At 62.5% G+C, this 22,477-nt stretch carries 18 protein-coding genes and 3 pseudogenes; 11 read left to right on the plus strand and 10 right to left on the minus strand.

What is annotated here, in order from left to right:
* Positions 1–1,143: 1,143 nt before the first annotated feature.
* The 3 genes and pseudogenes from J7I92_RS22560 to J7I92_RS22570 form a co-directional block, all read right to left on the minus strand.
* Positions 1,144–3,082 (minus strand): annotated as a pseudogene (locus J7I92_RS22560) (transketolase).
* 1,293 nt (positions 3,083–4,375) lie between these two features.
* Positions 4,376–5,122 (minus strand): aldolase/citrate lyase family protein, encoded by a 747-nt coding sequence (locus J7I92_RS22565; RefSeq protein ID WP_214844110.1) that lies wholly within the window; start codon positions 5,120–5,122, stop codon positions 4,376–4,378.
* Between the two features lie 42 nt (positions 5,123–5,164).
* Positions 5,165–6,067, minus strand: coding sequence for a hypothetical protein (locus J7I92_RS22570; protein ID WP_214844112.1), 903 nt, complete (start codon positions 6,065–6,067; stop codon positions 5,165–5,167).
* 213 nt (positions 6,068–6,280) lie between these two features.
* Here J7I92_RS22570 and J7I92_RS22575 point away from each other — a divergent pair, with 213 nt between their 5' ends.
* Genes J7I92_RS22575 through J7I92_RS22585 form a run of 3 tightly spaced genes read left to right on the plus strand, consistent with a single transcriptional unit; the run spans position 6,281 to position 9,490 of the window.
* A complete protein-coding gene (locus J7I92_RS22575; protein WP_214844114.1) occupies positions 6,281–7,093 on the plus strand; it encodes an IclR family transcriptional regulator in 813 nt (270 codons plus the stop codon).
* A gap of 48 nt (positions 7,094–7,141) precedes the next feature.
* A complete protein-coding gene (locus tag J7I92_RS22580; RefSeq protein ID WP_214844116.1) occupies positions 7,142–8,530 on the plus strand; it encodes an MFS transporter in 1,389 nt (462 codons plus the stop codon).
* A gap of 36 nt (positions 8,531–8,566) precedes the next feature.
* Positions 8,567–9,490, plus strand: coding sequence for a DUF6282 family protein (locus J7I92_RS22585; RefSeq protein ID WP_214844118.1), 924 nt, complete (start codon positions 8,567–8,569; stop codon positions 9,488–9,490).
* Positions 9,491–10,070: 580 nt separating this feature from the next.
* On the opposite strand, the gene J7I92_RS22590 is transcribed toward J7I92_RS22585, so the two are convergent.
* On the minus strand, positions 10,071–10,772 hold the full coding sequence (locus J7I92_RS22590; protein ID WP_214844120.1) for a GntR family transcriptional regulator: 702 nt from the start codon (positions 10,770–10,772) through the stop codon (positions 10,071–10,073).
* A gap of 199 nt (positions 10,773–10,971) precedes the next feature.
* On the opposite strand from J7I92_RS22590, the gene J7I92_RS22595 reads away from it, so the two are divergent.
* From J7I92_RS22595 to J7I92_RS22615, 5 genes are all read left to right on the plus strand, one after another.
* On the plus strand, positions 10,972–12,753 hold the full coding sequence (locus tag J7I92_RS22595; protein ID WP_214844121.1) for an FAD-dependent monooxygenase: 1,782 nt from the start codon (positions 10,972–10,974) through the stop codon (positions 12,751–12,753).
* Between the two features lie 62 nt (positions 12,754–12,815).
* Positions 12,816–13,673 carry a fumarylacetoacetate hydrolase family protein gene (locus J7I92_RS22600; protein ID WP_214844122.1) on the plus strand — a complete coding sequence of 286 codons (858 nt, stop codon included), beginning with the start codon at positions 12,816–12,818 and terminating at the stop codon, positions 13,671–13,673.
* Between the two features lie 85 nt (positions 13,674–13,758).
* A complete protein-coding gene (locus tag J7I92_RS22605; RefSeq protein WP_214844123.1) occupies positions 13,759–14,691 on the plus strand; it encodes a VOC family protein in 933 nt (310 codons plus the stop codon).
* Between the two features lie 4 nt (positions 14,692–14,695).
* On the plus strand, positions 14,696–14,989 hold the full coding sequence (locus tag J7I92_RS22610) for a hypothetical protein (RefSeq protein WP_214844124.1): 294 nt from the start codon (positions 14,696–14,698) through the stop codon (positions 14,987–14,989).
* A 442-nt stretch (positions 14,990–15,431) separates the two neighbouring features.
* Positions 15,432–15,605 (plus strand): hypothetical protein, encoded by a 174-nt coding sequence (locus J7I92_RS22615; protein WP_214844125.1) that lies wholly within the window; start codon positions 15,432–15,434, stop codon positions 15,603–15,605.
* A 521-nt stretch (positions 15,606–16,126) separates the two neighbouring features.
* Here J7I92_RS22615 and J7I92_RS22620 read toward each other — a convergent pair.
* Both J7I92_RS22620 and J7I92_RS22625 read right to left on the minus strand, forming a co-directional pair.
* Positions 16,127–16,480 carry a carboxymuconolactone decarboxylase family protein gene (locus J7I92_RS22620; protein WP_214844127.1) on the minus strand — a complete coding sequence of 118 codons (354 nt, stop codon included), beginning with the start codon at positions 16,478–16,480 and terminating at the stop codon, positions 16,127–16,129.
* Positions 16,481–16,541: 61 nt separating this feature from the next.
* Complete coding sequence (locus J7I92_RS22625; RefSeq protein WP_214844129.1) at positions 16,542–16,772, minus strand: hypothetical protein; 231 nt, start codon at positions 16,770–16,772, stop codon at positions 16,542–16,544.
* 1,012 nt (positions 16,773–17,784) lie between these two features.
* Between J7I92_RS22625 and J7I92_RS22630 the strand changes: the two genes are divergently transcribed.
* Positions 17,785–18,264 carry a hypothetical protein gene (locus tag J7I92_RS22630; protein WP_214844131.1) on the plus strand — a complete coding sequence of 160 codons (480 nt, stop codon included), beginning with the start codon at positions 17,785–17,787 and terminating at the stop codon, positions 18,262–18,264.
* 422 nt (positions 18,265–18,686) lie between these two features.
* On the opposite strand, the pseudogene J7I92_RS22635 reads toward J7I92_RS22630, so the two are convergent.
* Both J7I92_RS22635 and J7I92_RS24095 read right to left on the minus strand, forming a co-directional pair.
* Positions 18,687–19,457, minus strand: a pseudogene (locus tag J7I92_RS22635) (transposase); the annotation flags it as partial.
* Complete coding sequence (locus tag J7I92_RS24095; RefSeq protein ID WP_251040338.1) at positions 19,442–19,582, minus strand: hypothetical protein; 141 nt, start codon at positions 19,580–19,582, stop codon at positions 19,442–19,444. The gene J7I92_RS24095 and the pseudogene J7I92_RS22635, both read right to left, overlap by 16 nt.
* Between J7I92_RS24095 and J7I92_RS24100 the strand changes: the two genes are divergently transcribed.
* A complete protein-coding gene (locus J7I92_RS24100; RefSeq protein WP_251040339.1) occupies positions 19,581–19,718 on the plus strand; it encodes a hypothetical protein in 138 nt (45 codons plus the stop codon). The two genes, J7I92_RS24095 and J7I92_RS24100, sit on opposite strands and share 2 nt — an antisense overlap.
* Positions 19,719–21,230: 1,512 nt before the next feature.
* Positions 21,231–21,468, plus strand: a pseudogene (locus tag J7I92_RS24105) (chromosome partitioning protein ParB); the annotation flags it as partial.
* A 38-nt stretch (positions 21,469–21,506) separates the two neighbouring features.
* Here J7I92_RS24105 and J7I92_RS22645 read toward each other — a convergent pair.
* Together J7I92_RS22645 and J7I92_RS22650 are read right to left on the minus strand one after the other, a co-directional pair.
* A complete protein-coding gene (locus J7I92_RS22645) occupies positions 21,507–21,920 on the minus strand; it encodes a hypothetical protein (protein WP_214844133.1) in 414 nt (137 codons plus the stop codon).
* Positions 21,913–22,477: Asp23/Gls24 family envelope stress response protein (locus J7I92_RS22650; RefSeq protein WP_214844135.1), on the minus strand; the 565-nt coding region annotated here is incomplete at its 5' end. The genes J7I92_RS22645 and J7I92_RS22650, both read right to left, overlap by 8 nt.

Below are 22,477 nucleotides of genomic sequence, written 5' to 3' on the forward strand. Positions count from 1 at the left end.
AAAGCCTTCATGGACGCCCCAGCCAACTGCGGAGCGGCGCCCAGTAGATCCGTTCAATCAGGAACCACACCGCTGCCGCAAGAAAAGACCGACTGCCCAGAGACCACGAAACCCACTAATTCAGCAGGCTCCTAGCGCGAGACTGCGCGGGCCTAGTCTGCCGATGTCTCAACAAGCTGTCTCGCCGTAATCCCTCTCAACCCGGCAAAGCTTGCACTTTCTAAGTCGGCTCTGGGTGAGGGCCGTTCTCCAAAACCCTCCCTCGGGGCGACCGGGGAGTTGAAGCAGATTGGGCAGAAAAGGAGGTGTGCACATTGTCCAGACTTTGGGCTTCGGATCGGCTGGTATAGCCGTCGAACTGCTTCGGATCCCGCATGTTTCAGGGTGTTCCCAGTATTTGCATGGACTGGAATGCAGTTCGAGTCCCACCTCGGGCATGTGTTTTCCCTGTTCAGGGGCTTGTGAGCCCTCAGTGTGCACAATTGTTCACATGCGGGACCCTTCGGGGCCCTTTTTTGATGGCAGTTACTGTTGCCGGCTTCCTCCTTCTTGAAGTGCGGCGGCCGGGTTGGGGCTAGTTACTCTGCATGGTTTCCTCTGGCCTGCACGACATAAACGGTTGTGGATTTGGGGCGAGATGTCCAGTGATACCGCCAAGTAGCTGGGTCGTCATATCCGTTCATTGCCTGTGTGTTGGTTGACTACGTGACTGAATGGTGAGGCGCCGAGGTGGTGTCTGTGGAGGGGCGATGCCGGGCCCTTCTGCCGGGCGAGCACTCCGTGCGACCCGGAAGCCCTCCGCACGCCGATAAGAACCCATGTCGCTTTGGAAGCAGTCGTCGCCAAGTTACGCAGGCGCGAAGCATCGGATCGCCTTAGCTATCGCGGCCGCTGCCGGGGTCGTCTGGCAGCAGCGGTAATGACTGATCAAGGTCTTGTCGCCCACAGCCCGACGGAAGTGTCCTGCTGCCCCACCGGGTAGCCCTCACTATATTGGCCAGCCGCCAACCGTCCTGCTCGGGGCAGGAACCGCCGGGAATCGGGCTTTGCTCAATAGAGCATTGAGGCGGCCGCCGGCGAGGGAAAGGGTTGCCGCGGAGTTCGGGGAAGGTGGCGTCCATCAGGTGGCCCCCACAGCGCGGTCTACGGCTCCTGGTCAGGGAGAGCTAAACCATCAGGGCCGATGAGGGCCCCTGCCTCAACCAGGCGGCGGGCCGCCTCGGCGATGTGTTGGGCGTCGATGCCGGCCCAGGCGAGGAGCTCCTGCCCGGTTCCGGACCCCGGCATGCCGCGTACGGCCAGATGCGCAATCGATAAATCACTTGGTGGTGCGATGAGTAATGCGTCCTTGACCGCTGATCCCAGGCCACCCTCCGGGTGGTGGTCTTCTGCGATTATGACGCGGCCTTGTGTCTCGCCGGCGGCGGTGAGCAGCGTTTCTGCGTCTGGGCTTGATGGAGTAGCAGTCGATGACGCGGGCCTGGATCCCTTCAGCGCTGAGGATTTCTGCGGCCTTGAGTGCTTCATGAAGGGTGACACCCGCCCCTATGAGGGTGATGTCGTCGTTGTCGGAGGACCGGAGGAGTTTGGAGCCGCCGGCCGGGAACTGCTCTGCAGGGCTGTACAGGACCGGGTAGGCACCGCGGGTGGTTCGGAGATAGCTGATGCCGGAGGTTTCCGCCATGTTTTGCACAAGGGCTGCTGTGCTGGTGGCGTCGGCAGGGTAGAGGACGGTGGAACCATTCACGGCCCGCATCATTGCCAGATCTTCCAGCGCCATCTGTGAGGGGCCGTCGGCGCCAATCTCGACGCCAGCGTGAGAGCCGGAAAGGCGAAGATCCACGCCCGAGATGGAGCCCATGCGGATGAAGTCGTAGGCGCGGGTGAGAAATGCGGCAAAGGTGGAGGCGAAGGCTTTATATCCACGGATGCTGAGCCCCGTTGCAGCGGCGATGAGCTGCTGCTCCGCAATGAACATCTCGAAGAACCGGTCGGGGAATGCTTTGGCGAATTCGTCCGAATGGGTCGAATTGCTGACCTCACCGTCCAAGGCAACAACGGTGGGATCGTTCGCACCGAGTGCGGCCAGAGCATCGCCGTAAGCTTTTCGCGTAGCGACCTTCTCGCCCGTTTTGTAGGCGGGACGGGTTGTGCCCGGAGCGTCGATGCCTGCTTTTGACCCTCCTTCTGGAAGAAGCCCGCGTAAGGTCAGCATTCTTGGGCCGCCGAGTTCGGCAATCGCCTTGTCAGCCATCTCCGGCGGGAACGGTTTTCCATGCCAGTCCGGGCTGTCTTCGACGTCGGCGAAGCCCTTTCCCTTGATGGTTTTGGCGAGGATGACAACGGGCTTGTCCTCGGGCGCTTCTGCCGCAGTAGAAAAGGCCTCGTCAATCATGCCGAGAACGTGACCATCAATAATTACGGGCTGGGCGCCGAAAGCCAGGACCCGACGAGCGTAGGCCTCCATATCCCAGCCGAGTTCGGTCTCGCCCCGCTGTCCCAGTCGGTTTACGTCGACGATGGTGATCAAGTTTGTGAGGCCGTAGTGGGAGGCCTTGTCCAGGGCTTCCCAGATGGAGCCTTCCGCCATTTCGCTGTCGCCACACAGCACCCAGACCCGGTAAGGAAGCCGGTCAAGGTATTTCCCCGCCAGGGCGACGCCGACGCCGTCGGGAAGTCCCTGCCCAAGGGAACCCGTCGCGAAACCTACCCAGGGCAGTGCCGGCGTGGGATGTCCTTGCAGGCGCTGGCCGAAGCGGCGGTAGCCGGTCATGAGCTCCTTCTCAGAGACGACGCCGACCGCCTTGAAAACGGAGTACAGCAGGGGAGAGGCATGGCCTTTCGAGAAGATCAGGTGATCGTTGGCGTCCAAGTCAGGGTTGTCCCAGTCATAGCGCAGATGACGGCTAATGAGCACAGCCAGCAAGTCTGCGGCGGACATGCTCGACGTCGGATGGCCGGATCCGGCGGACGTGCTCGATCGGATGGAGTCCACCCGAAGCTGCGCAGCGAGTTCAGCGACCATGGAGAGGTCGGAGCCGAAGTTTTCCTGGTTTGCCGTGGGCATGGTGATGTCCTTCATCGAAGAAACTTGCCGGACCCCTGCAGAGTGCCCCCGAGAGCGGGAGCAAGTCAAGGCTCTGCAGTCTCGGCGGCAGCAAGGTCTGCTAGGTCCTTGTTCTTCTCCGCGGCTGAAACATCTTCGCTTCCGTCAGCCATTGCCGGCGCATCCTGACATGGGTGCATTATGCGCCGGCAGACGAGGGCTCCGCTAGGTGATCACCACTCGATGCGGAGCCGCCTCGGAAGTTTCGCGTCGCCGCCGTTGCCGATGGCTGCGCCGAGCGGCCAGCCCAAAGAGCTTGCGCTAAACACGGCAACTCTTGAGACTCGATACCAGGCAGCTTTGGGCGGGACCGATAATTGAAGTCGAGGTAACCATGGATATGAAACCGGAAGTCGGCGAACCCGATGCGGGATCCTGGCAAGTCGAGTCACTGGAAGGCTTGGTGCGGCGGCTACTGCCGGCAGCAGGACAACGTCCGAACCGCCCCTGGATTGTAGCGGTAGATGGAAGGAGCGGGGCAGGCAAGACCACCCTGGTCGATCGTCTACTAGCTCGAGTGCCGGACTCAGATGTCGTTCACACGGACGATGTAGCGTGGCATCTCTCGTTTTTTGACTGGGCCGATGAACTCCGTGACGGTGTCCTCGAACCCCTGCTCCAAGGCGAGGCAGTCCATTACCGTCCGCCGGGATGGGTGGCCCGAGAACGTCCAGGTGCCATAGCTCTACCCACCGGGCGTTCCGTGGTGTGGGTGGAAGGGAGCGGATCATCACGCCAAGCGCTCTCCGACCTAGTCGACGCTTCGATCTGGGTGCAGTGCGACAACTCTGAAGCCCGACGTCGCCTCCTGGCACGAGATGGCCAGGAAGAAGAAGACCTGCACAGGGATTGGGAAGAACAAGAAATTCCCTTCCTACTTGAAGACCGGCCATGGGAGCGCGCTACAGTGATCGTGGCGGGAAGGCCGGCCCTAGAGTACGATTCGAATACCCAAGTAGTAACCGCTCAGCCGGCGCGAGCAGGCGCGGAGATCAGCTAACTTGTCATCTCCGCCCGCCTCTGCAATGCCACTAGATTGAGCGATTGACGCTGCCGGCGGGCCAGCAGTCCAAACAGATTCCCGCCTGCCGTCAAGCAGCCCGGCAGGGCACATCTGAACTGTGACGGATAGTCTTCAAAGAAGAGCCCCTGCGGCACGAGTCATTTGCACGGCGTTCTTCTCGGTAGTTCGAACACTTTCGCGTATCTGGGGGCAACACGAAAGTGGGAGAGCACCCCTTAAGCGCCGATAATGGCGATTTCGTCAGTTCAGCGGTCTTGTGCTTTTACTGTGCTCACTACCTTGGATGCTTCGGTGACGAGCATGGCGGTGTCGCTGCTGGCCACGACGAAATCGAAGCCATGGTCTAGTGCAGCTTTGGCGCCGGCCGCCGTGCCCGAGGCGAAACCGCAGGGCTTGCCTGCCTGATGGGCTACGTCCAGGGCATGGAGGTAGAGGCGAACGACTTCGGGGTCGGTGAGTGCCTTGCCCATGTCCAAGCTGAGATCTGCCACGCCGACGAACAGGGCGTCAACTCCTTCGGTGGCTGCGATCTTTTCCACGTTATCGATGGCCAGTTTGCTCTCCAGCTGGGGGATGCAAAGCGCGGTGTCGTTGCCGAATGCAAGATAGCCCGCTGCCGGCAGTGTGCCCCAGCGGCCGGCCCGGCTGGTACCGCCGGCGCCCCGGATGCCGAACGGCGGGAATCGAACCGATTTCGCGGCCAGTTCTGCCTGTTCCGGCGTATCGACATGGGGGATCAGCACACCTGCTGCGCCTGCATCGAGGATCCGTTGGATGGCGGCCGGGCGAAGTTCTTCAACCCGCACAAGTGCCAGCAGTCCTTCGGCGGTGGCCGTATTGATGAGTTGATAGGCGGTGCGGACGTCTATGGGGGCATGCTCCAGGTCGATGACGACGAAGTCATAGCCTGCGTGTGCCAGGATCTGCACGGACTCGATGGTGGGGAGCTTCACCCATGTTCCGACGGAACCGGGGGTACTGAGTGCTGACACAAGAGCCTTCTTTCTGTTATCGGCCGAGCGTAAGGCGCGGTGCTACTTGCGGGGGTACTCGGCGGCGTTGATAACCCAGCCCGCCTGGTCGGAAAAGTCTTCGCGTGGCGGGCTGAAGATGTCGATGAGGACGTTTGAGCCGGGCCCTGTTGCCCGGGTGGTGTGGACGGTGGGCGGGGGGATGATGGCCAGCGACGGGCTACCGACCGACGTGTGCTCGTCCTCGCGCCACTGGTTCATGTCGGGCGTCCAGGGGGTCCTGATGTGGTGTGTGAATTCGCCCCGAACGGCTAACGACCCTTGTTCGAAGTCGTCGTGGTGGTGCGGAGAAAGCTTGCTGATGTCGCGCGGTCCCTCGGTGGGGTACATGTAGTTGATCATCAGTGTGCGGGTGCGGAAGATGCGCCCAAAACGTCCGGCCTCGGGCGCAATGGTGTCGAGTCGGTAGAAGCGCAGCCTGTCGCCGTCGGCAGGTTCGGGCCAGATCTGAAGGGGCGCCACGCGGGGATGAACCTGCTGGTAGTCCGCGGCGTTTGCCGCCCTTGCCGCGAGGTCGGCCGTGCGGATATCGAAGACACGCACTACGTTCGTGGGCTGATCGGCCACGATGACCGACTCGCCGGGCGGGACTACCACCAGGCACTGGCCTTTTGCCGTGATGTGTTCCCCTCCTGCTCGGATGGTGGCCATGGCGTCATCCTGGTGCAGGACCACCGCGTACTCATCCTGGCTCGCAGGCCGGTGCAGCTGATCCCCGGCGGCGAGGCGGGAGTAGGCGACGATGAAGTTCTGTCCACGGGTAATCCAGGTGGGGCTTCCCAGCGCAGTCACTTCGGCCGGGTCCCCGTCGAACTCGGTGTAATGGGCTTCTGCTATCCCGGTATCGGCAGCCGGTGCTGCTGCCGCCACAGCAAGGCCGGCGCGGGGATCGGACTTATCAAACATGTTGTCTCTCCTTTGAGATGTTGTCTCGCTGCACCAGGTGTTCGCTATGCAGATAGTGCTTTCGTATGGTGAACCTCACATATCTCGAAAGGCGTGAGATTACTGCCTTGAGAAAGAATTCAGGGCTTGCGGGTGTGGTCCACTTCACTTAGAGTATCAACTAATAGTCCTGCATGGCGAACATGTAATTATCGATACGAACAAGAGGAAGCAATGTCTGAAGAGAACACCGCGGGATCCGCCTCCGATATCCAGGCAGTGACGCGGGCCGCCCAGATTCTGCAATTGTTCGGCCCTAACAGGCCCCATCTGTCAGCGGCCGAAGCCGCTGAACTTCTCAACCTGAACCGTTCCACGGTTTACAGGTACTGCAACTCACTGGTGGCGGCCGGCCTCCTGGAACGTGGGCACGCCATCGGGTCTTTTGTTCCCGGCGGGCTCCTGTTGCAACTCGGGACATTCGCCCTCAGCCAGCGCAAGGTGCTGGACCTGGCCCCCGCCGTCATGCGGGATCTCAGCTTCGGTGCCCACATGACCGCAGTCCTCAGTCTCTGGGGCTCAGGCGGACCCGTTGTGTCGCGCGTCGAGGAAGACACCAGCCGCAATGTTGTGGTTTCCGTCCGCGTCGGTTCGCAACTGCCCCTCACCTCCGCGCAGGCCAAGGTGTTCCTCGCATTCACCTCAGACCAGCTCCGAACGGAACGGATGCTTGCCGCGCTTCCGCCGGAGCAGCAGCAAGTCCTCCGTGCCGAAATAGACCTGACCAGGGAAAAAGGCGTCGCCACCAGTCCCGATCTGGGCGGCGTCAACGCAGTGTCAGCTCCGATTTTCGACGAGCACGGCATTTGTGCGTCGCTGGCACTGGTGGCAACCAACCATGTTCTGGGCCTGGACCGTGATTCGCAGGCCGCGTGGGATGTGGCCACGGCCGCGGCCGAACTGTCGGCAGCCCTGGGCGGTGGCACCCAGCGAAACCCGGCGGCCAGCCCGCGACCTTCCGCTGTCGAAAACAACCAGAGTAACTAGCCTTCACCCCATCCCTTGAAACCCCTTAGTAAGCAACGGAGGACAACGATGTCCGCGCACAACACCCTGCAGGTCCCGGCCAAAACGGCCCGGGCAACACGAACCGATCCGGATCGCACCGCGAACCCGAATCCCGGGCGCTCGGCGCTCAAAGGCGGAATCTTCGGCTACTACGCCGATCAATTCGACATCTACCTGCCCATCATCACACTGGCCCCGGCAATGATCTATTTCCAGTCGCCCGAAATGGACAAGGGCACCGCGGCGACGATCGCGGCGCTCGTATTCGCTTCCACTCTGATCGCACGGCCCCTCGGTTCTGCGATCTTCGGCCATTTCGCGGACAAATTCGGGCGCCACAAGCTCACCCTCGTGGCCCTCGCAGGCTTTGGCGTGGCGACGCTCTCCATCGCGTTCCTGCCCGGATACCAGAGCATTGGAATCTGGTCCGTCGTGTTGCTGGTCCTGCTGCGGTTCCTGGGAGGCGTCTTCCTCGGCGGTGAGTACAGCACTGCCGTGCCCCTCGCCATGGAATGGACCCCGAAAAAGTACCGCGGCCTGGCCAGCGGCCTGATCACGGCCACCAACCCGCTGGCCAATGCAACCATTGCCGTGCTGACGTTCGCCCTGTTGATGCTGTTCCCGGCGGGCAGCGTCGACTCGCCCTACGTCCAGTGGGGATGGCGGATACCGTTTGTCATCGGCGGCATTCTCGCGGGCATTGTTTTCGTGTACTACGTCCGCCACGTCGAGGAGGCCCCGCACTTCGAGGCATCGGCCATCAAGGAATCACCGGTCAAAGCGCTGTTCCTCGGCCGGCACCGCCGCAGCCTCATGCAGGTGTTTATCCTCATGACCGGTCTGTGGTTCCTCACCAATGTTGCCGCGGCCATCCTGCCGGCGACACTGAAAAACACAGTAGGCGTTCCGGACAAGACCGTCAGCGTCATCATGCTGATTGCCTCAGTGGTCACGATCGGCGGCTTCCTGACCGCGGCAGCACTCTCCCAGCGTGTGGGCCGCCGACGTTTCTACATCGGCTTTGGCATCACGGCGCTCATCGTTGCCTCCACAGCGTTCATCCTGCTGCTGAACACGCCTGCCGAAAACCTCGTGGCCGTGACCCTGCTGGCTGTGGTAATCGACGTCTTCACCATTTCCTGCTTCGGCCCCATCGCGGCCTACCTCACCGAGCGTTTCCCCGCGGCAATCCGGGCCAGCGGCTACGGCATCGGCTACAGCTTCGCACTGATCATCCCGGCCTTCTACACGTTCTACCTCAGTGGCCTGACCGCCTTCATGCCGACGGCCTATACACCCGTCGTCCTCATTGTCATTGGCGGGATCCTGCTCGCGGCCGGCGCCTACCTTGGCCCGGAGACCCGCGACGTCGACATGGGCTCACCGGCCCCAGAACCTGCCGGATCCCAAGCCTAGCCACCACACCATTTCATCCGTTCAAGGAGACAACCAATGACCACCCTCGCAACCGACGAACACATCTTCACCGACGAAAGAATCCCCGAGCTCCTCACCGGCGCCGTGGACCTCCACGTTCACCCCGCCCCCTCGCCATTCCCCCGCAACATCGGCATCCGCGGCGTCGCCGAACAGGCCCATGCAGCCGGCTTCCGGGCCATCCTGATTAAATCCCACCACCACAGCATGGTCACGGACATCGCCGCCGTCGACGACGCCATGGGCGGATTGCCCCTTCCCGTCTACAGCGGCGTGGCGCTCAACAACTACGTGGGCGGCATCAATCCCTATGCAGTTGAGCTCAGCCTGCAGATGGGTGGCCGGATGGTGTGGATGCCCACCGTGTCATCAGAGCAGCACATCTGCGTCCACGAACGCGAGGAACACCTGAAGTTTCCGTCCACCAGCATCAAGCTCCGCAAAACGACGCCGATTCCCGTCCTGGATGCAGACGGCGAGCTGCTTCCGGACACCACTGAAGTGCTGCAGCTGGTCAAGGACGCCGACGCGATCCTTTCCACCGGACACATGTCCCCGCCGGAGATCACCGCAGTGCTGCGTGCCGCCAACCGGATGGGACTCCGCCGGATGGTGGTCAATCACCCCAACTTCGTCAGTGAAGCGAACCCCGACCAGGCGAGGGAATGGGTGGAGCTCGGCGCAGTGGTAGAGCACGGGCTAGTCCAATACGACGACCGCACCACGTTCTACCAGTGGAATGTCGATACGATGCTTCGCTTCATCCAAGCCGTGGGCATCGACAACACCATCATCGGCTCGGACCTCGGGCAGAAAAACAATCCCTTCCCCGTTGATGCCTACGAGCGGGTTCTCGGGCAGCTGCTGGATGCCGGCGTCAGTCCGGGGGACGTCCACAAGCTTGTTGCGGTCAACACCGGACGTGTTCTGGACGGCTAACCCGCCCCAGCGGTTGTACGGGGAGGACGGCGACAGGAACGTGCGGTCGTCCCCGTACGCTTAACCCGGAGAGCCAACCACTACCGGTAAGGAGCCCTCCTGGCAGGCGACAGCCGCGTACGGGGGCGCATCGTGACTTCAACGGTGCTCGCCATCCTTGAGGCGTTCGAAAAGTCCCGTGGCTCCTTAGCTTGTCGGACATCGCCGAAGGCTCGCGACTCGCCCCGAATACCGGTCGGCAACTCCGGGAAGCTGCCGGTCCCTACATGCAGGATCTGTTCTCGCTGACCGGTGATACGCCGCATCTATCCATTCGGGCAGGCAATGAAGTGCTGTATATCGATCGCGTCTACGGTTCCAAGCGCGTCCCGCGGGCCTCCCGAGTGGGCGGCCGGCTGCCCATGCACGGGCTCGGTGGGCCTGAACTTCTTCGCCTAAACCACGCCGCGCGGACGGCATAACTCCGGCCTTGGCACGGAATACGGGATTGAAGGACTCGATGCGTACCCGAGCTACAAGCCGATTCACCGCAGGGGGTAGGTGGGTCTTCCCCCGTTCACCCCGGGCGGGCGGCGTCCGATCACGCGGAGATGCCGGCAGCCCGCCGTGGATCCGTTTGCGATTCCGCATACGCAAGGAGGGCGGCGGTGGTCCGTTCAATGTGCTCTGTCAGCGCCCTGACAGCACCTTCGGCGTCTCTGGCGACGGCGAGCTCGGCTATATTCCGGTGCTCGGCGGCGACGTCGCGGTCCAGATCGCCGGCAATGTCAATGGACCAGTGCTGATACAGCAGGGAACAGTCCCGCAATTCCGTGGCGATCGACTCAAGGCGCGGGCTCTTGGCTCCGGTGAGGAGCGCACGGTGGAAGGCCTGGTGGGCCGCCGACCAGGCTGCGTCCAGATGCCCCTCATCTGTCGTGTACGTCGTCCCTTGAAGAGTGTGATGGGCAGCAATCACGGCGGATTCCCACTCAAGGCCACCTTGACCGATGGACTCGCGGAGCACAGATGTTTCGATGAGCACGCGCGCGCGGGTTAGGTCCAGCAGGTCGTCCACGGAGAGAGGAGTCACGCAGAAGCCGCGTTGTGGGAGCGCCCGTACCAATCCCTCTCCTGCAAGCCGGGTCATGGCCTCCCGGACCACCGAAAGACTTACGCCGTAGCGAGTCCCGATGCCTGCAAGCTTGAGTTTGCTGCCTGGCAGGAAAGATCCGCCGAGAAGTTCGGCCCGCAGGGAGGCGTAGACACCTTCGGAGTGGGTCTTGGGCTCGCTGGCGGTCATGAGATTACCCTACCCGATTATGGAACAAAAACGCCGAAGTTAAATAAAATCGATATTTTCTTGCTAAATCGATGAACGACTGGAAGAGTGTGTTGCAGATCACCCCCCAAGATCGGCCGCTCAAGTCCCGGATGGCAACGCAGCCAGCGGAAACGAGGACTTCGGCCACGTCCAGCAGTAACTGCCCTTAGGAGATTCCATGACGGATATACAAGTTCCTGTCCTCATCGTTGGTGGCGGCGGAGCAGGTTTGACTGCTTCAATGACGCTGTCGAACCTCGGTATCGAGTCGCTTCTGGTGACAGCGTTCCCCAACACCTCGATCCTGCCGAAGGCCCACGTGCTCAATCAGCGCACCATGGAGATCTTCACCGAAGTGGGCGTCGCCCCCGAGATTTACAAGCGCAGCACTCCCGCCAAGAACATGAAGGCAACCGGCTGGTACGCCGGGATCACCGGCGACCACGACGGCTACGGCCGTGAGCTGGGACGCCTTGAGGTCTGGGGCGGCGGCTACACCGATCCCGACTACGTCGCGGCAAGCCCCCGCCGTACCTGCAATCTTCCCCAGATCCGCCTCGAACCGGTCCTGCGGGCTCATGCCGAGTCCCTGAACCCGGGGAACGTCCGCTTCAACCATGAGCTGACCGCCCTGGTCCAGGACGATGAGGGCGTCGTGGCCACCGTCCACAACAAGGACGACGGCACTGACTTCACGGTCCGTGCCAAGTACCTGTTTGCGGCCGACGGTGGCCGGACGGTGGGCAAGATCCTGGGCGTCGGCATGACCGGCCCCCGGGACCTGATGCGCATGGTTACCGTGCACTTCACCGCAGACCTCTCCGCTTACCTTAAGGACGATGAGGTCCTCATCCGTTGGCTGGTCAACCCGGACTTCGGCGGTTCCTGGTCCAGCGGGGTGCTGGTTCCCATGGGGCCGGAGAACTGGGGACCTGCTTCCGAGGAATGGATCGTGCACATGCAGTACGCCACGGATGACCCCGAGGCCATGCAGCGGAAGAAGGTCTTGGACCGCCTCAAGGCCACATTGGGCGTCCCGGGCTTCGACCCCCAGGTCAACAGCATCAGCCAATGGGTCATGGAAGGTGTTATCTCGGACAAGTTCCGTGAAGGCTCCGTCTTCTTCCTTGGTGACGCAGCGCACCGGCACCCCCCGACCGGCGGCCTCGGGCTGAACTCTGCAGTACACGATGCCTACAACCTGTGTTGGAAGGTAGCTTCGGTGCTGCGCGGACAGGCCGGCGATTCGCTGTTGGATACCTACGAGGCAGAGCGCAAGCCGGTGGATCAGAACAACATCAACAATGCCGTTGCCAACGCGATGAACCACTTCGTCATTGACAAGGCACTGAACCTGTCACCGGAAAATTCGCCGGCGCAGAATTGGGCTGAGGTCCGCCCGCTGTGGGAGGACCTGCCCGAATCCCACAACAAGCGGCACGCCCTGAACAAGGCCATCGGGTCGCAGACCATGGAGTTCCGCCACCACAATGTGGAGTTCGGCTACACCTATGACTCCACGGCCATCGTCCATGACGGCAGCCCGGAGTACGTCCCGCTTGACCCGGTACGCCTGTACGAGCCGAGCACCAAGCCCGGCCACCCCATGCCCCACGCCTTCGTCGAACGCGAAGGTGAGCGGATCCCGCTGGGAATCCTGGTCCACGGCGGGCATTTCCTGCTCATCGCCGGAGAAGACGGCGGAGACTGGGTCGAGGCCGCGAACAAGATCGCCGCAGAACACAACCTGCCAATCAAGGCCGCAACCGTGGGCGTCCTGGACAGCGACTACGTCGACGTCCGCGCCTCCTGGCTCAAGCACCGTGAGATTTCTCCAACCGGTGCAGTGCTGGTCCGGCCGGACCGGTACGTTGCCTTCCGTTCCGTCAACGGCGCAGCCGACGCCCAAGCCGTTCTAAAGTCCGCGCTCAGCCAGGTGCTGGCCACAGAACTGATGTGACCTTCCGGTCCTGACCGGCTGCGGCACACCGAGCCGACACCACACACTTTCAAGGAGTCATTTTGCGTATCGCAAACCACAACAACCGGGCTGTTCTGCTGACCTCCGATGAGGCGGCCTTAGACATCCACACCGCTAGCGAAGGCCGTTTCGGCCCGGAACTGGCACCGCTCTACAACGACTGGGAAGCCTTCACCACATGGGCGGAGGGCCTGCCCGGTTCCGACGCTCACATAACAATCGACCGCTCCCACCTCGGATCCCCGTCACCGGCCCCACGCCAGATTTTCGCGATTGGCCTGAACTACAGCGCGCACGCCAAAGAATCAGGATTCGAAGAACCGGACCAGCTGCCCCCGGTCTTCACCAAGTTCGTCAGCGCCCTGACCGGCCCGGACACCACGGTAGTCCTGCCCGAGGGCGGGAACACGGACTGGGAGGTCGAACTTGTGGCCATCATCGGCAAGGAAGCCTCAAACGTCTCCGCGGCCGATGCCTGGGAATACGTGGCCGGTCTCTCCATCGGTCAGGACATCTCCGAACGTGTCTCCCAACTCCGGGGACCGGCCCCGCAGTTCGGGCTGGGCAAATCCTTCCCCGGTTTCGCTCCGGTGGGTCCTTGGCTGGTCACGCCTGACGAGTTCTCTAATCCGGACGATCTGGAGCTTGGGTGCAGCCTTGACGGTGAAGAGCTCCAGAAGGGTCGCACCAGCGAACTGATCTTCTCTATTCCGGCTCTGATCCAGGGTCTGTCCCAGACGGTAACACTCCTGCCAGGTGACATCATCTTCACCGGCACACCGTCCGGCGTCGGCGTGGGCAGGACTCCGCAGCGGTTCATCCAGCCCGGCGAAACCCTCATTTCCCGGATCGAAGGCATCGGCGAGATCACGCAGACCTTCGTCGCTGCCGGCAAGTGAACACCCTTGCTGCCCGGCTCCCGCCGGGCAGCAAGACCCTTCCCATCAGCGCTAGCCTTATCCATGGATACAAAGGAGTAATCCCATGTCTTTGCACCGTCTGACCCGAGTGGTGATGGGCGTTCCCAACGTCACAGAAACGGCCGCCTACTATGAGGAGTTCGGCCTGGACCCTCTCGGGGACAATTCGTTTGGAACGCGCGATGGCGGCGAACAACTTAAGGTGGTTTACGCACCGACCCGACGCCTTGTTGAGCTCGGTGTGGGAGCCGATAACGACGACGACATCGCCAAAGTGACCGCACAGATGAACCGCCTCGGTATCCCGATTTTTCACACCGGCGCCGAACTCCTCGCCCAGGAACCGATCTCCGGGTTTACCGCGCGCATCCATGTCGCACCGCGCATCGCCCAGGAGAAGACTCCTGCAACTCCCTACAACGGACCCGGCCGGACCGACCGCCTGGGCCGGGCCCCCGGCGTCCTACGCGAGACCCGCATCAAACCCCGCAAACTCGGCCACACCGTCATCGGCACCGTCGACCTCGCAGCCACCATGCGGTTCTTCACCGAAGGCATCGGCTTCAAAGTCAGCGACTACGTCGGCGACAAGGGCGCGTTCATGCGCTGCTCGATCGACCACCACAACGTCCTCGCCCTCGCCGCACCCGTTAACTTCCTCCACCACACGTCCTGGCAGGTCGATGACATCGACGACGTCGGACGGGGCGCGAAAGCCATGCTCGAGAACAACCCAGAACGCCACATCTGGGGCCTCGGGCGACACCACGCCGGGTCCAACTTCTTCTGGTACCTCAAAGACCCGGCCGGGAACTTCTCCGAGTACTACTCCGACATGGACTGCATCCCCGAGGACGAAATCTGGACCCCGGAAACCTTCCACGGCGCCCAGGGCCTCTTCAGCTGGGGTCCGCCGCCACCGCCGTCATTCCTGGAACCGGACGACCTCGCTGCCCTAATGACCGGAACCCACGCGCCGGCATCAGCCCAAGGGTAGGACCATGACCCGCACATCCGTCCCAGCCTCTTTCTCAGGTGGCCAGCGCCTGCCGAAAAGGCGGCTGCAGGCTGTTCTCGTGGAGCAGTGGAAGCACTTATGGCGCAGGGAGTTCGTGGAGCTGCGCCGCGGTGCAGGCGTCTTCGGGGCGGGATGGATCGACGAAATCGCCCAGGACGGCACCCTCGTCTGGATTAATCGGACGAACGGACTGGGCCGGTCACTGATTCACCGCTCCGACGGAATCGAAATCTGGCGCGTCGATTCACGGGTGCATTCCGATCGCCCTGGGTCCTGAACTCGCCAGTCAACCCACTCAACCGTCCCGGTCCGGGAACTCAAAGCCAGCGGCTGCACCGCAGACCGTTTGTCCGGGAATCAAACAAGCGCGAGTCGACAGGAGATTCCATGTCAACCAGAACCGCCGCCGTACGGCACAACCAAACGAAGAGCCCAAGCAGGAAACAGCAGCGATCGGCACACCGACGCTGGCAGCACACGTCGCCGTTGACAAAGGTGAACTGACGGCTTCGCCCTGGGTTGGCCTCCACTACACGGAAGATCTGTCGATGACGGTCGAAAGATACGCCACCGTGCCGCCCACGAACGGCTCAGTTTTCGACCATCGCTGACAAGACCGCCTCTACCGGCGTCCTGGTTGTAGCCGAAGAACACGAAACACTGGATGATGACAGGGATGCGGATCTCCATCCCACTCCGTGCCTCCGGGAAGAAGAGCCGTGAGCGAGTCCTCAGCCCTGGGCTTCGCCCTGACGTACGCGGCCACTCTCGGAGTGGGTGTATTGATGTTCTTCGGCCAGGTCATCGCTTTCACGGCTCTGCTCGTCCTGGCTGGAACCGTGAGTTTACTGGCCCGGTCCGAGCGTGTCATGACGCGCCGGCGCACGCGGTAGGAACTGGTGCGCCGGCGGCCCGGATAACCGGCGTTATGAAGCCGATCGTCACGTCGCGCTTCAGCGTGTCTGCTCCGCTTGTCGGCGACATTGCTCTTATCGTCAATGCATGCCCACGGGACGAGTGGAGGATAAAGCGGGCGAAGTTGCTCCGCTTGTAGGTCAAACGTCGATGGACGACCTCCTGAGGGAGCGGTACGGGGGTGCTGCTTTCTGGTTCGCACGGCTCACCAGGAAGCGGGCGTCCGCTGGCGCGGCCGGCTGTTGGGTCCAGGTCGTGGCGTCGCAGAGCTCCGTCACGCCCTGGCCCTGTACATCGAGCGGTAACCGCCAGGCTAACCGCTCCATCTATCTCATCACCGTCGGCAGGCTCAAGCTCGACTCCAGGACGAAGGCATACCGTGACCGCAAGCGAGCTCTCGGACACTCGCAAGGAGACGTAATCAGGAGCCTCAAACGGTACGTCGCAAGAGAGCTCTCCTACGCCCTAAAGAAAGACCTTCAAGAGCACAACCGCGTCATCAGGTGTGCTCCCTAAGACCCGCCGAGTAGTCGGCTGCGGCGAAGACTTCCTTGGCAAGGGTGATTGCTGACATCGCCTTGGGCCATCCGGCGTAGAAGGCCAGATGAATGATCACCTCTTTGAGCTCAGTTGCCGTCAGTCCGTTGGCCCGTGCCCGGGCTAGGTGTCCGCGGAGCTGGTCGGTGCTGCCGCTTGTGATCAGGCTGGTGACGGTGACGAGACTGCAGTCCTTGGGGGAGAGCTCCTCCCATTCCCAAACATCACCGAAGAGCACGCTGTCTGTGAGATCGACGAGTTTCGGTGCAAAGTCGCCGATGAGTTGTTGTGCCCTGGTCTGGTGTGAATCGCTCATGTCGGTCCTTTCGGGAGTATTTGATGCTGCAGCTCCGGGTATCCCTGGAGCGTTGCTGCCTTCACTGAAGGAGTCCCGTGCATAGGAGCCAAGACTCGACGTCAGCTCCTGCATCGCGGACTTCCTCGCCTTTAACCGCAAGGCCTTCCCCGATCGTTGCCCCGGGGCAGGAGCTCCTGTAATCGCTGACGGTGGTGCCCAGTCCGCTCATGGCGTGGGTCGTCACGGGAAGGACGGTTTTACCAGTAACAGCGCTCAGAACGGCCTCGCTGCGCTCGGGCTGCACAAGCATTTTTCTGTTTTTGCTGCTGTCCTGGGGATCGTGTGTGCCCGCTTCACCGGCTCAAGCGTCCTGCGGACGGCTGCGCACCGGATGCCTTGTGTCGGCGCTTCGCTTATTTCCTCCCACAATTCATCCGCTGCTTGCCCTTAGGGTTGCGCCGGCTCCGTCGATCACAGCTACGCGTTGCTCCGCCAGCAGCAAAAAACAACTGGGTGCCCCTATGTTTTTCGTCAAGCAGCGGCGTCGCCGGGAGTGCATCAGCCCAGCTGGGGGCCCCGGATCGCGAACCAGGTGCCAGAGTTTCGTCCGGATAGACGAAACGCGGCTACTGATTCTGGACGGTCCGGTGGATTCGTTACTAGAATTTTGTCCAGAGTCCGGCAATGGGCGCACTAGGCGTCCGGGAAGGAGGAGCAGATCACCGCTGATCCAGACCAATCTACGTCTGACTTATCCGTTGAAAGCCCCCTCGTCCGAGGGGGCTTTCCCATGTCTGAGAACACGTCCCCGGGCGGCATGCGCACCACGGGCCATAAGGCCCGGCCCGGGTAGACTTGGCCCAAGCGACGCTCCTCGAGGAGCACCTACCCCCTGGAGTGGGTCGCCGACCACAAATTTCTGGTTAACCGGCATGCCAGTTTGACGACGAGGTAGAGGGCCTGGATGCTTTGCACAGTTACATGGCCCTGAGCCGCGACCATGGCCTGGGCGCCATTGAGGTCCACTCGAACCAGAAATGCTGAGCTTGTCGTTCATCATGCCTCTATCCCTATGTGGGGCAGCGACTCTGCGGCCCCACCAAACATGGACGTGAATTGTGACGGAGCAACACTCCGTGCGGAAGGCGGTCCTGCCACCGGCATGCCTGCGGGCACTGGGTTGGTCACCAAGCGGTGCCTTTCGCCCGCCGAACTGCTGAACCTTCCAGGGAAATATTCCGCATCACTGATCCGGACGCTGCCCTATGGGTTTAGGGTGGGGGACGGGCGGCACCCGCCGCGAAATCCCTCAAGGAGGGTGCATGACTTCCAGCCAGTCCAGCTCCGAACACTTCGGACAGCATCTGAAAAGCGTCGGCGGTTCAGAGGCTGACGTCAGCGGTTCCGCGTACGTCGTCACGGCGGAAGACACCGTGGAAAGCGTCGTCTCGGGCCTGCGGATGAAACAACAGGAGCACGGCAATCCGGCCAGCGAGTCCTCCATCCTGCACGCCTCGGCCCAGGTCCTCATCAGCAGGCGCGATGAGCAGGATCCGAGCCATCACCCCGGGACCTCCCAGCCGGGGGAGTATCAGCTGGACATACATTTCCGCGGGGGCCACCGTACCCGGGAGCCCATCCCCGAGGAGGATCTGGAAGCCGCCCAGACCTGGGCCCAGAGACGGATCGAGGCGGAAGGGGCGGATTTCGGCGCAATCTACTTCCCGTCCGGCGGCGGCATTGCCCCTGGAACGGGTGCACTGGAGTGCAGTTATGATTCCGCGCTGGGCTGGCACCGGTAGGCTGCCTGCCCCTGGCCCGCCCCATGGTGATGGCGACGGCCGGTCCAGCTATCGGATGCGATCCCGACGGGCTGCTTCCGGAAACGTCGTGGACGAAGCCGTCCTGCCACTCCAAACGGCGGGGCGAAGCGCCCCCACCGGCTAAGCATCGGTGCTCTTGCGCCGCCGCCTTTCGTTATGTCGCAGCTGCTGGATACGCGCTCCGCCGGCGATGGCCACAAGTATCCCCGCCTGCGACGGCGGCTATGGAGAAAGCCGCGCCTGAGGCAAGGCTGCCCCTCCCAGTCCAGGATTAAGCTGCGGAAATCGCGCAGCCATGCAATCAATGCGGCTGCGACGAGCATGGCACCTCCTCACGGGTCTCGTGAGGAGGTGCAGCGGCAGCTTCAGAGCGGGCCGGGGGCGCATGGAAGTGGCCAGCTTTATGCGGCGCTGCGGGGTTGGTAGATGGTGCCGTCCCTGAGCATGGCGTAGGGGGTGTCGCAGCGTCGTCGGGCCAGTGCCACCAGGGCTTGGTTGTGGCGTTTACCTTCTCTTCGTTTCCGGTCGTAGTAGGCCCGGCAGGTCGGGCCTTTGAGCGAGGCGAAGGCGGAGAGGAACAGGACGCGTTTGAGTGCTTTGTTGCCCCTGCGTGAGGCGTGGTCGCCGCGGATGGAGGAACCGGAGCGCCAGGTGACGGGGGAGAGGCCTGCATAGGAGGCAAGGTGGCCGGCGGTGGGGAAGTTTTTGCCGACGACGTCGGTGAGGATCCGTGCCGCTGTCCTGACGCCCACTGCCGGCATGGATGTCAGGACGGGGTGAAGAGGGTGGGCCTCCACCAGGGCCTCGACCCGGGCCAGGACCTTGGCCCTGGCCTCGTGGATTCCGGCCAGCATTCCTGCCAGTTCCGGCAGGACGATTCCGGCGGCACTGGTTCCGATGACCACGACGTGCTGTTCATTCAGGGCACTGAGGATCTGTTCGGAGAGCCGGTTGAACATCTTCGGTGCGAGCTTCCGCAGCCTCGCTGCGATGCGTTTCTGCCCGGCCTTCCGGAGCGCGTCGGGGGTAGGCCAGGTTTGGAGCAGGTCCAGCACCGCCGGGTGGTCCAGGCGCGGGCCGAGGACCCTTTCCAAGGCCGGATGGATCTGGGTGAGCAGCCCGCGGATCCGGTTCGTGACCGCGGTGGCCTGCTGGGTCAGGTCTTCGTCGAAGCGTCGCGCTCGTCGACGATATGTTCCGGCGCCGGCACCACAACGAAACCATCGGAATCCTGATCTGCGGCAGCAAGAAACGACCGCAGCGTCCGATACAGCCTCGGACGCTCCACGTCACCCATGGCCGTCGCCGCCTACACCTACGACAAGCTCCCCCTGGCCGAACAACAGGCACTCCCCAACGAAGGACACATCGTCGCAGCACTGGAGTGGGCCGAACCCGACGCGAACGTCGAAGCTGAGGCGGGTAAAGGCTGATATTGGGGCTACCTGGTGTTCGATGCCGGAGACCAGGTCCTGTACCTCTAAACATTGTGGGAGATACAACAAAAGACAAGGCATGGTGCATGTCGCACACGGAACTCGCCTGGGCTATCGGTCTCAGACCGGGATCCCCCGAGGGCAGTTTCACGGCCAACACCCCTGCGGGCGCGTTCTCTTCCGGAGTCTGTCCGTGGGGGACTCCGGCGCTGACGGCGACGGTGAAGGCCGTGTTCCCGTGGCGGGTCACCAGAACGCCATACCGGTCCTCTTCCATCGCATGCTGGATTGCTGCATCCACTGCCGTTTTCAGCTCCTCGTCGATGAGGCGAGGATCATTGGCCTCGATGAAAAAGGCCCGTCACCGCACGACGTCCCGAATCCCATCCATCACCACGGCATCCGCCTCGGGCGTGGCTGCGGCAGCAAACAGAGTACGTCCAATTGACGCTGTAATCACATGGAACCTGCGTCAAAGTTGGGTATACGGCCGGCCAAACCAAACTTTTTACAGTGCTCAGGATCACCAGGTTAAACGCGACCTTACAGAAGGTCCGTTGTTGGCGCTTTGAGATGCTTCACAATCGCGGCGCCACCGCTGAGCTGGGCCCGATTAGGGGTTGTCGCTGGTGTCCGCAGCAGATTGAAAACGGCTCATATTGCACATCCGTTGACCTACTATTTTGGTCGCTTGCAACGGACAAACCCCGGGAGGTGGAGTCATGTTCCTGATTCCACCTCCCGGAATTTGCGTATTTTCGGTTCAGCGTCCTGCCACCTGGGGTTTCCCTAGCCTGCTGCAACCGGCGACAAGAACACGTGAGCTACACCCCGGCCCCGACCTGTTTGTTGTCGCGATCCGCACCCGGGCGCTGGCTGGTCAGTCCTGAGCCAACGGTGCAATTTCTCGTCGCTGGTTGGAATGGAGACTCGGAGTACGGCATCAAGAACCGCATGCCTCGTAGGGATTTCCGTCGCCATCCTCATGAATATTGAAAGTCCCTTTTTGTGAATGACAATGTCGGGAACCGTTTCAAGGACGCTGGAAAGCCGACTTTACGGGCTCTCCCTCGGACGCCTCTGTTCTAGGATTTCCCACCACCGCCCGAGCAACTTTTCGATAATTGCCCCCAAGGGTCCTCTCCGCCTTTAGCGGGTGGCCGGTAAAGGCCAGGAGATTCATTGGTGCGGCTTGTAGACCTCGGAGCGGTGCTCGATGCGGTGAACGTACAGAACGCGCCTGCCGGCATCGAGCGTGAACAGCACCTGTAGTGGCCCCGGTGCGCCATGCGCAGGCCGAGTACCAGTGTGCGCGGCAGGATCAGGCAGCCGGGGTTATCGGTAAGCCATTGCCGCGTGGCCGCGCTGAGCCGGTTCCAGTTGTCCCTGAGGTTCATCTCCATCGATGTTGCCTTCCTGTGCAGGCCACGGCGGAAGCGCCTTTTGCCTGGAAGCGCATCATGCTCAGGGTACCCCTGGCGACCCGAGAATGACGGATGCGGCCGCTGAGGATGGAACCCGCTGAGGGACCACGTCGCGAAGACCACGACCCGGCCCGAGTTCACACTTATCGCGGTGGTCTCGCAGGGTATGGGAAGACCATCGCCCACGGCTCGTGGGGCTCCCGAGCCAGACCCACATCGACTATTTGACCCAGCTCGACACATGGGGATACAAGACCAGCGAAGTCGAACAAGTCATCCGCGACAAGGACTCAGTGGTTCGGAATCGTCGGGCGGATCCGTAACGATGATGGTGGGGTGGCCGTCCTGAGGGTGTTCTGGGTCAGAGGGGCCTGGGAGGACGGGCCGCTGCGGCGGTGGGTGGGTGCTCTATGGCCAGGACCGAGATGTCGATGCGCCCGGGGATGAGCCCGGTGTGGCTGATGGTCCGGGCGATCTGCTCCCGCACGGCCTGGGCGACGTTCAGGGCTGCGAAGGCGATATCGGTGGCGATGTCGAGCTGGACGTCGGCGATGCCGTTGTGGACGGTGACGAAGACGCCGTCGTGCCGGGCGGGAGTGGTACGGGTGTCTGCCCTGCGGAGATTTTGGATTGTTCCTTTTCCCAGGTGGGTGAGGAGGTTTTTCAGGGTCGGTTCGAGCCGGAGGACGCCTGGTGTATCGAGGGCAGTGCGGGCAGCAAGGTCGGCAATAAGGTGACGGCTGATCAGCCGGGCTTCGAGGGGATGCTCAGCCATCGTAGAAATCCTCCACGGTGATGTTGACGGCTCCGGCGTTGAGTCCGACGTGTGCTGTGATCATGCCGATGATCCGCTGACGCAGCAGCTCGGCGGTTCCGGGGATGTCGGTGCCGGAGGCCACGGCGATTCGAAGGTCCACCGAGATGCCGGCGGTCCCGGCCGGGCGGGGGTCGTCCGCGGTATCCGGGTCAGGACGGACGCGGCAGCGACGGCCCCGTACTCCCGCAAGGGCATCGGCGCCGAACCAGATGACTGAAGTGATGGCTTGTTCGCTGATCGTGATGCCCCCCTGGCCAGACCGGTAGACGGGCAGCCTGCTGCCCCTCCGGACTTCGGCACGGGCCACGTTCATGATGGCGTCCTTGACGGCGTGATGGGGCTGCAGGGAGGCGTCTTCTGCATCGTTGTCCCGAAGCGTGCCGGCGGCCTCCGCGAGCTTTGCCAGGCTGGCCCGTGCCGTCCGGCACTGGGCGCAGCCGTTTTCATGGGCGGTGGGGGGCTGGCTGATGGTTGCCCAGACCTCGTCGATGCGGCGGCCACAGCCCAGGCGGGGG

This window comes from Arthrobacter sp. ISL-72 (assembly GCF_018613755.1).
Classification (GTDB): domain Bacteria; phylum Actinomycetota; class Actinomycetes; order Actinomycetales; family Micrococcaceae; genus Arthrobacter.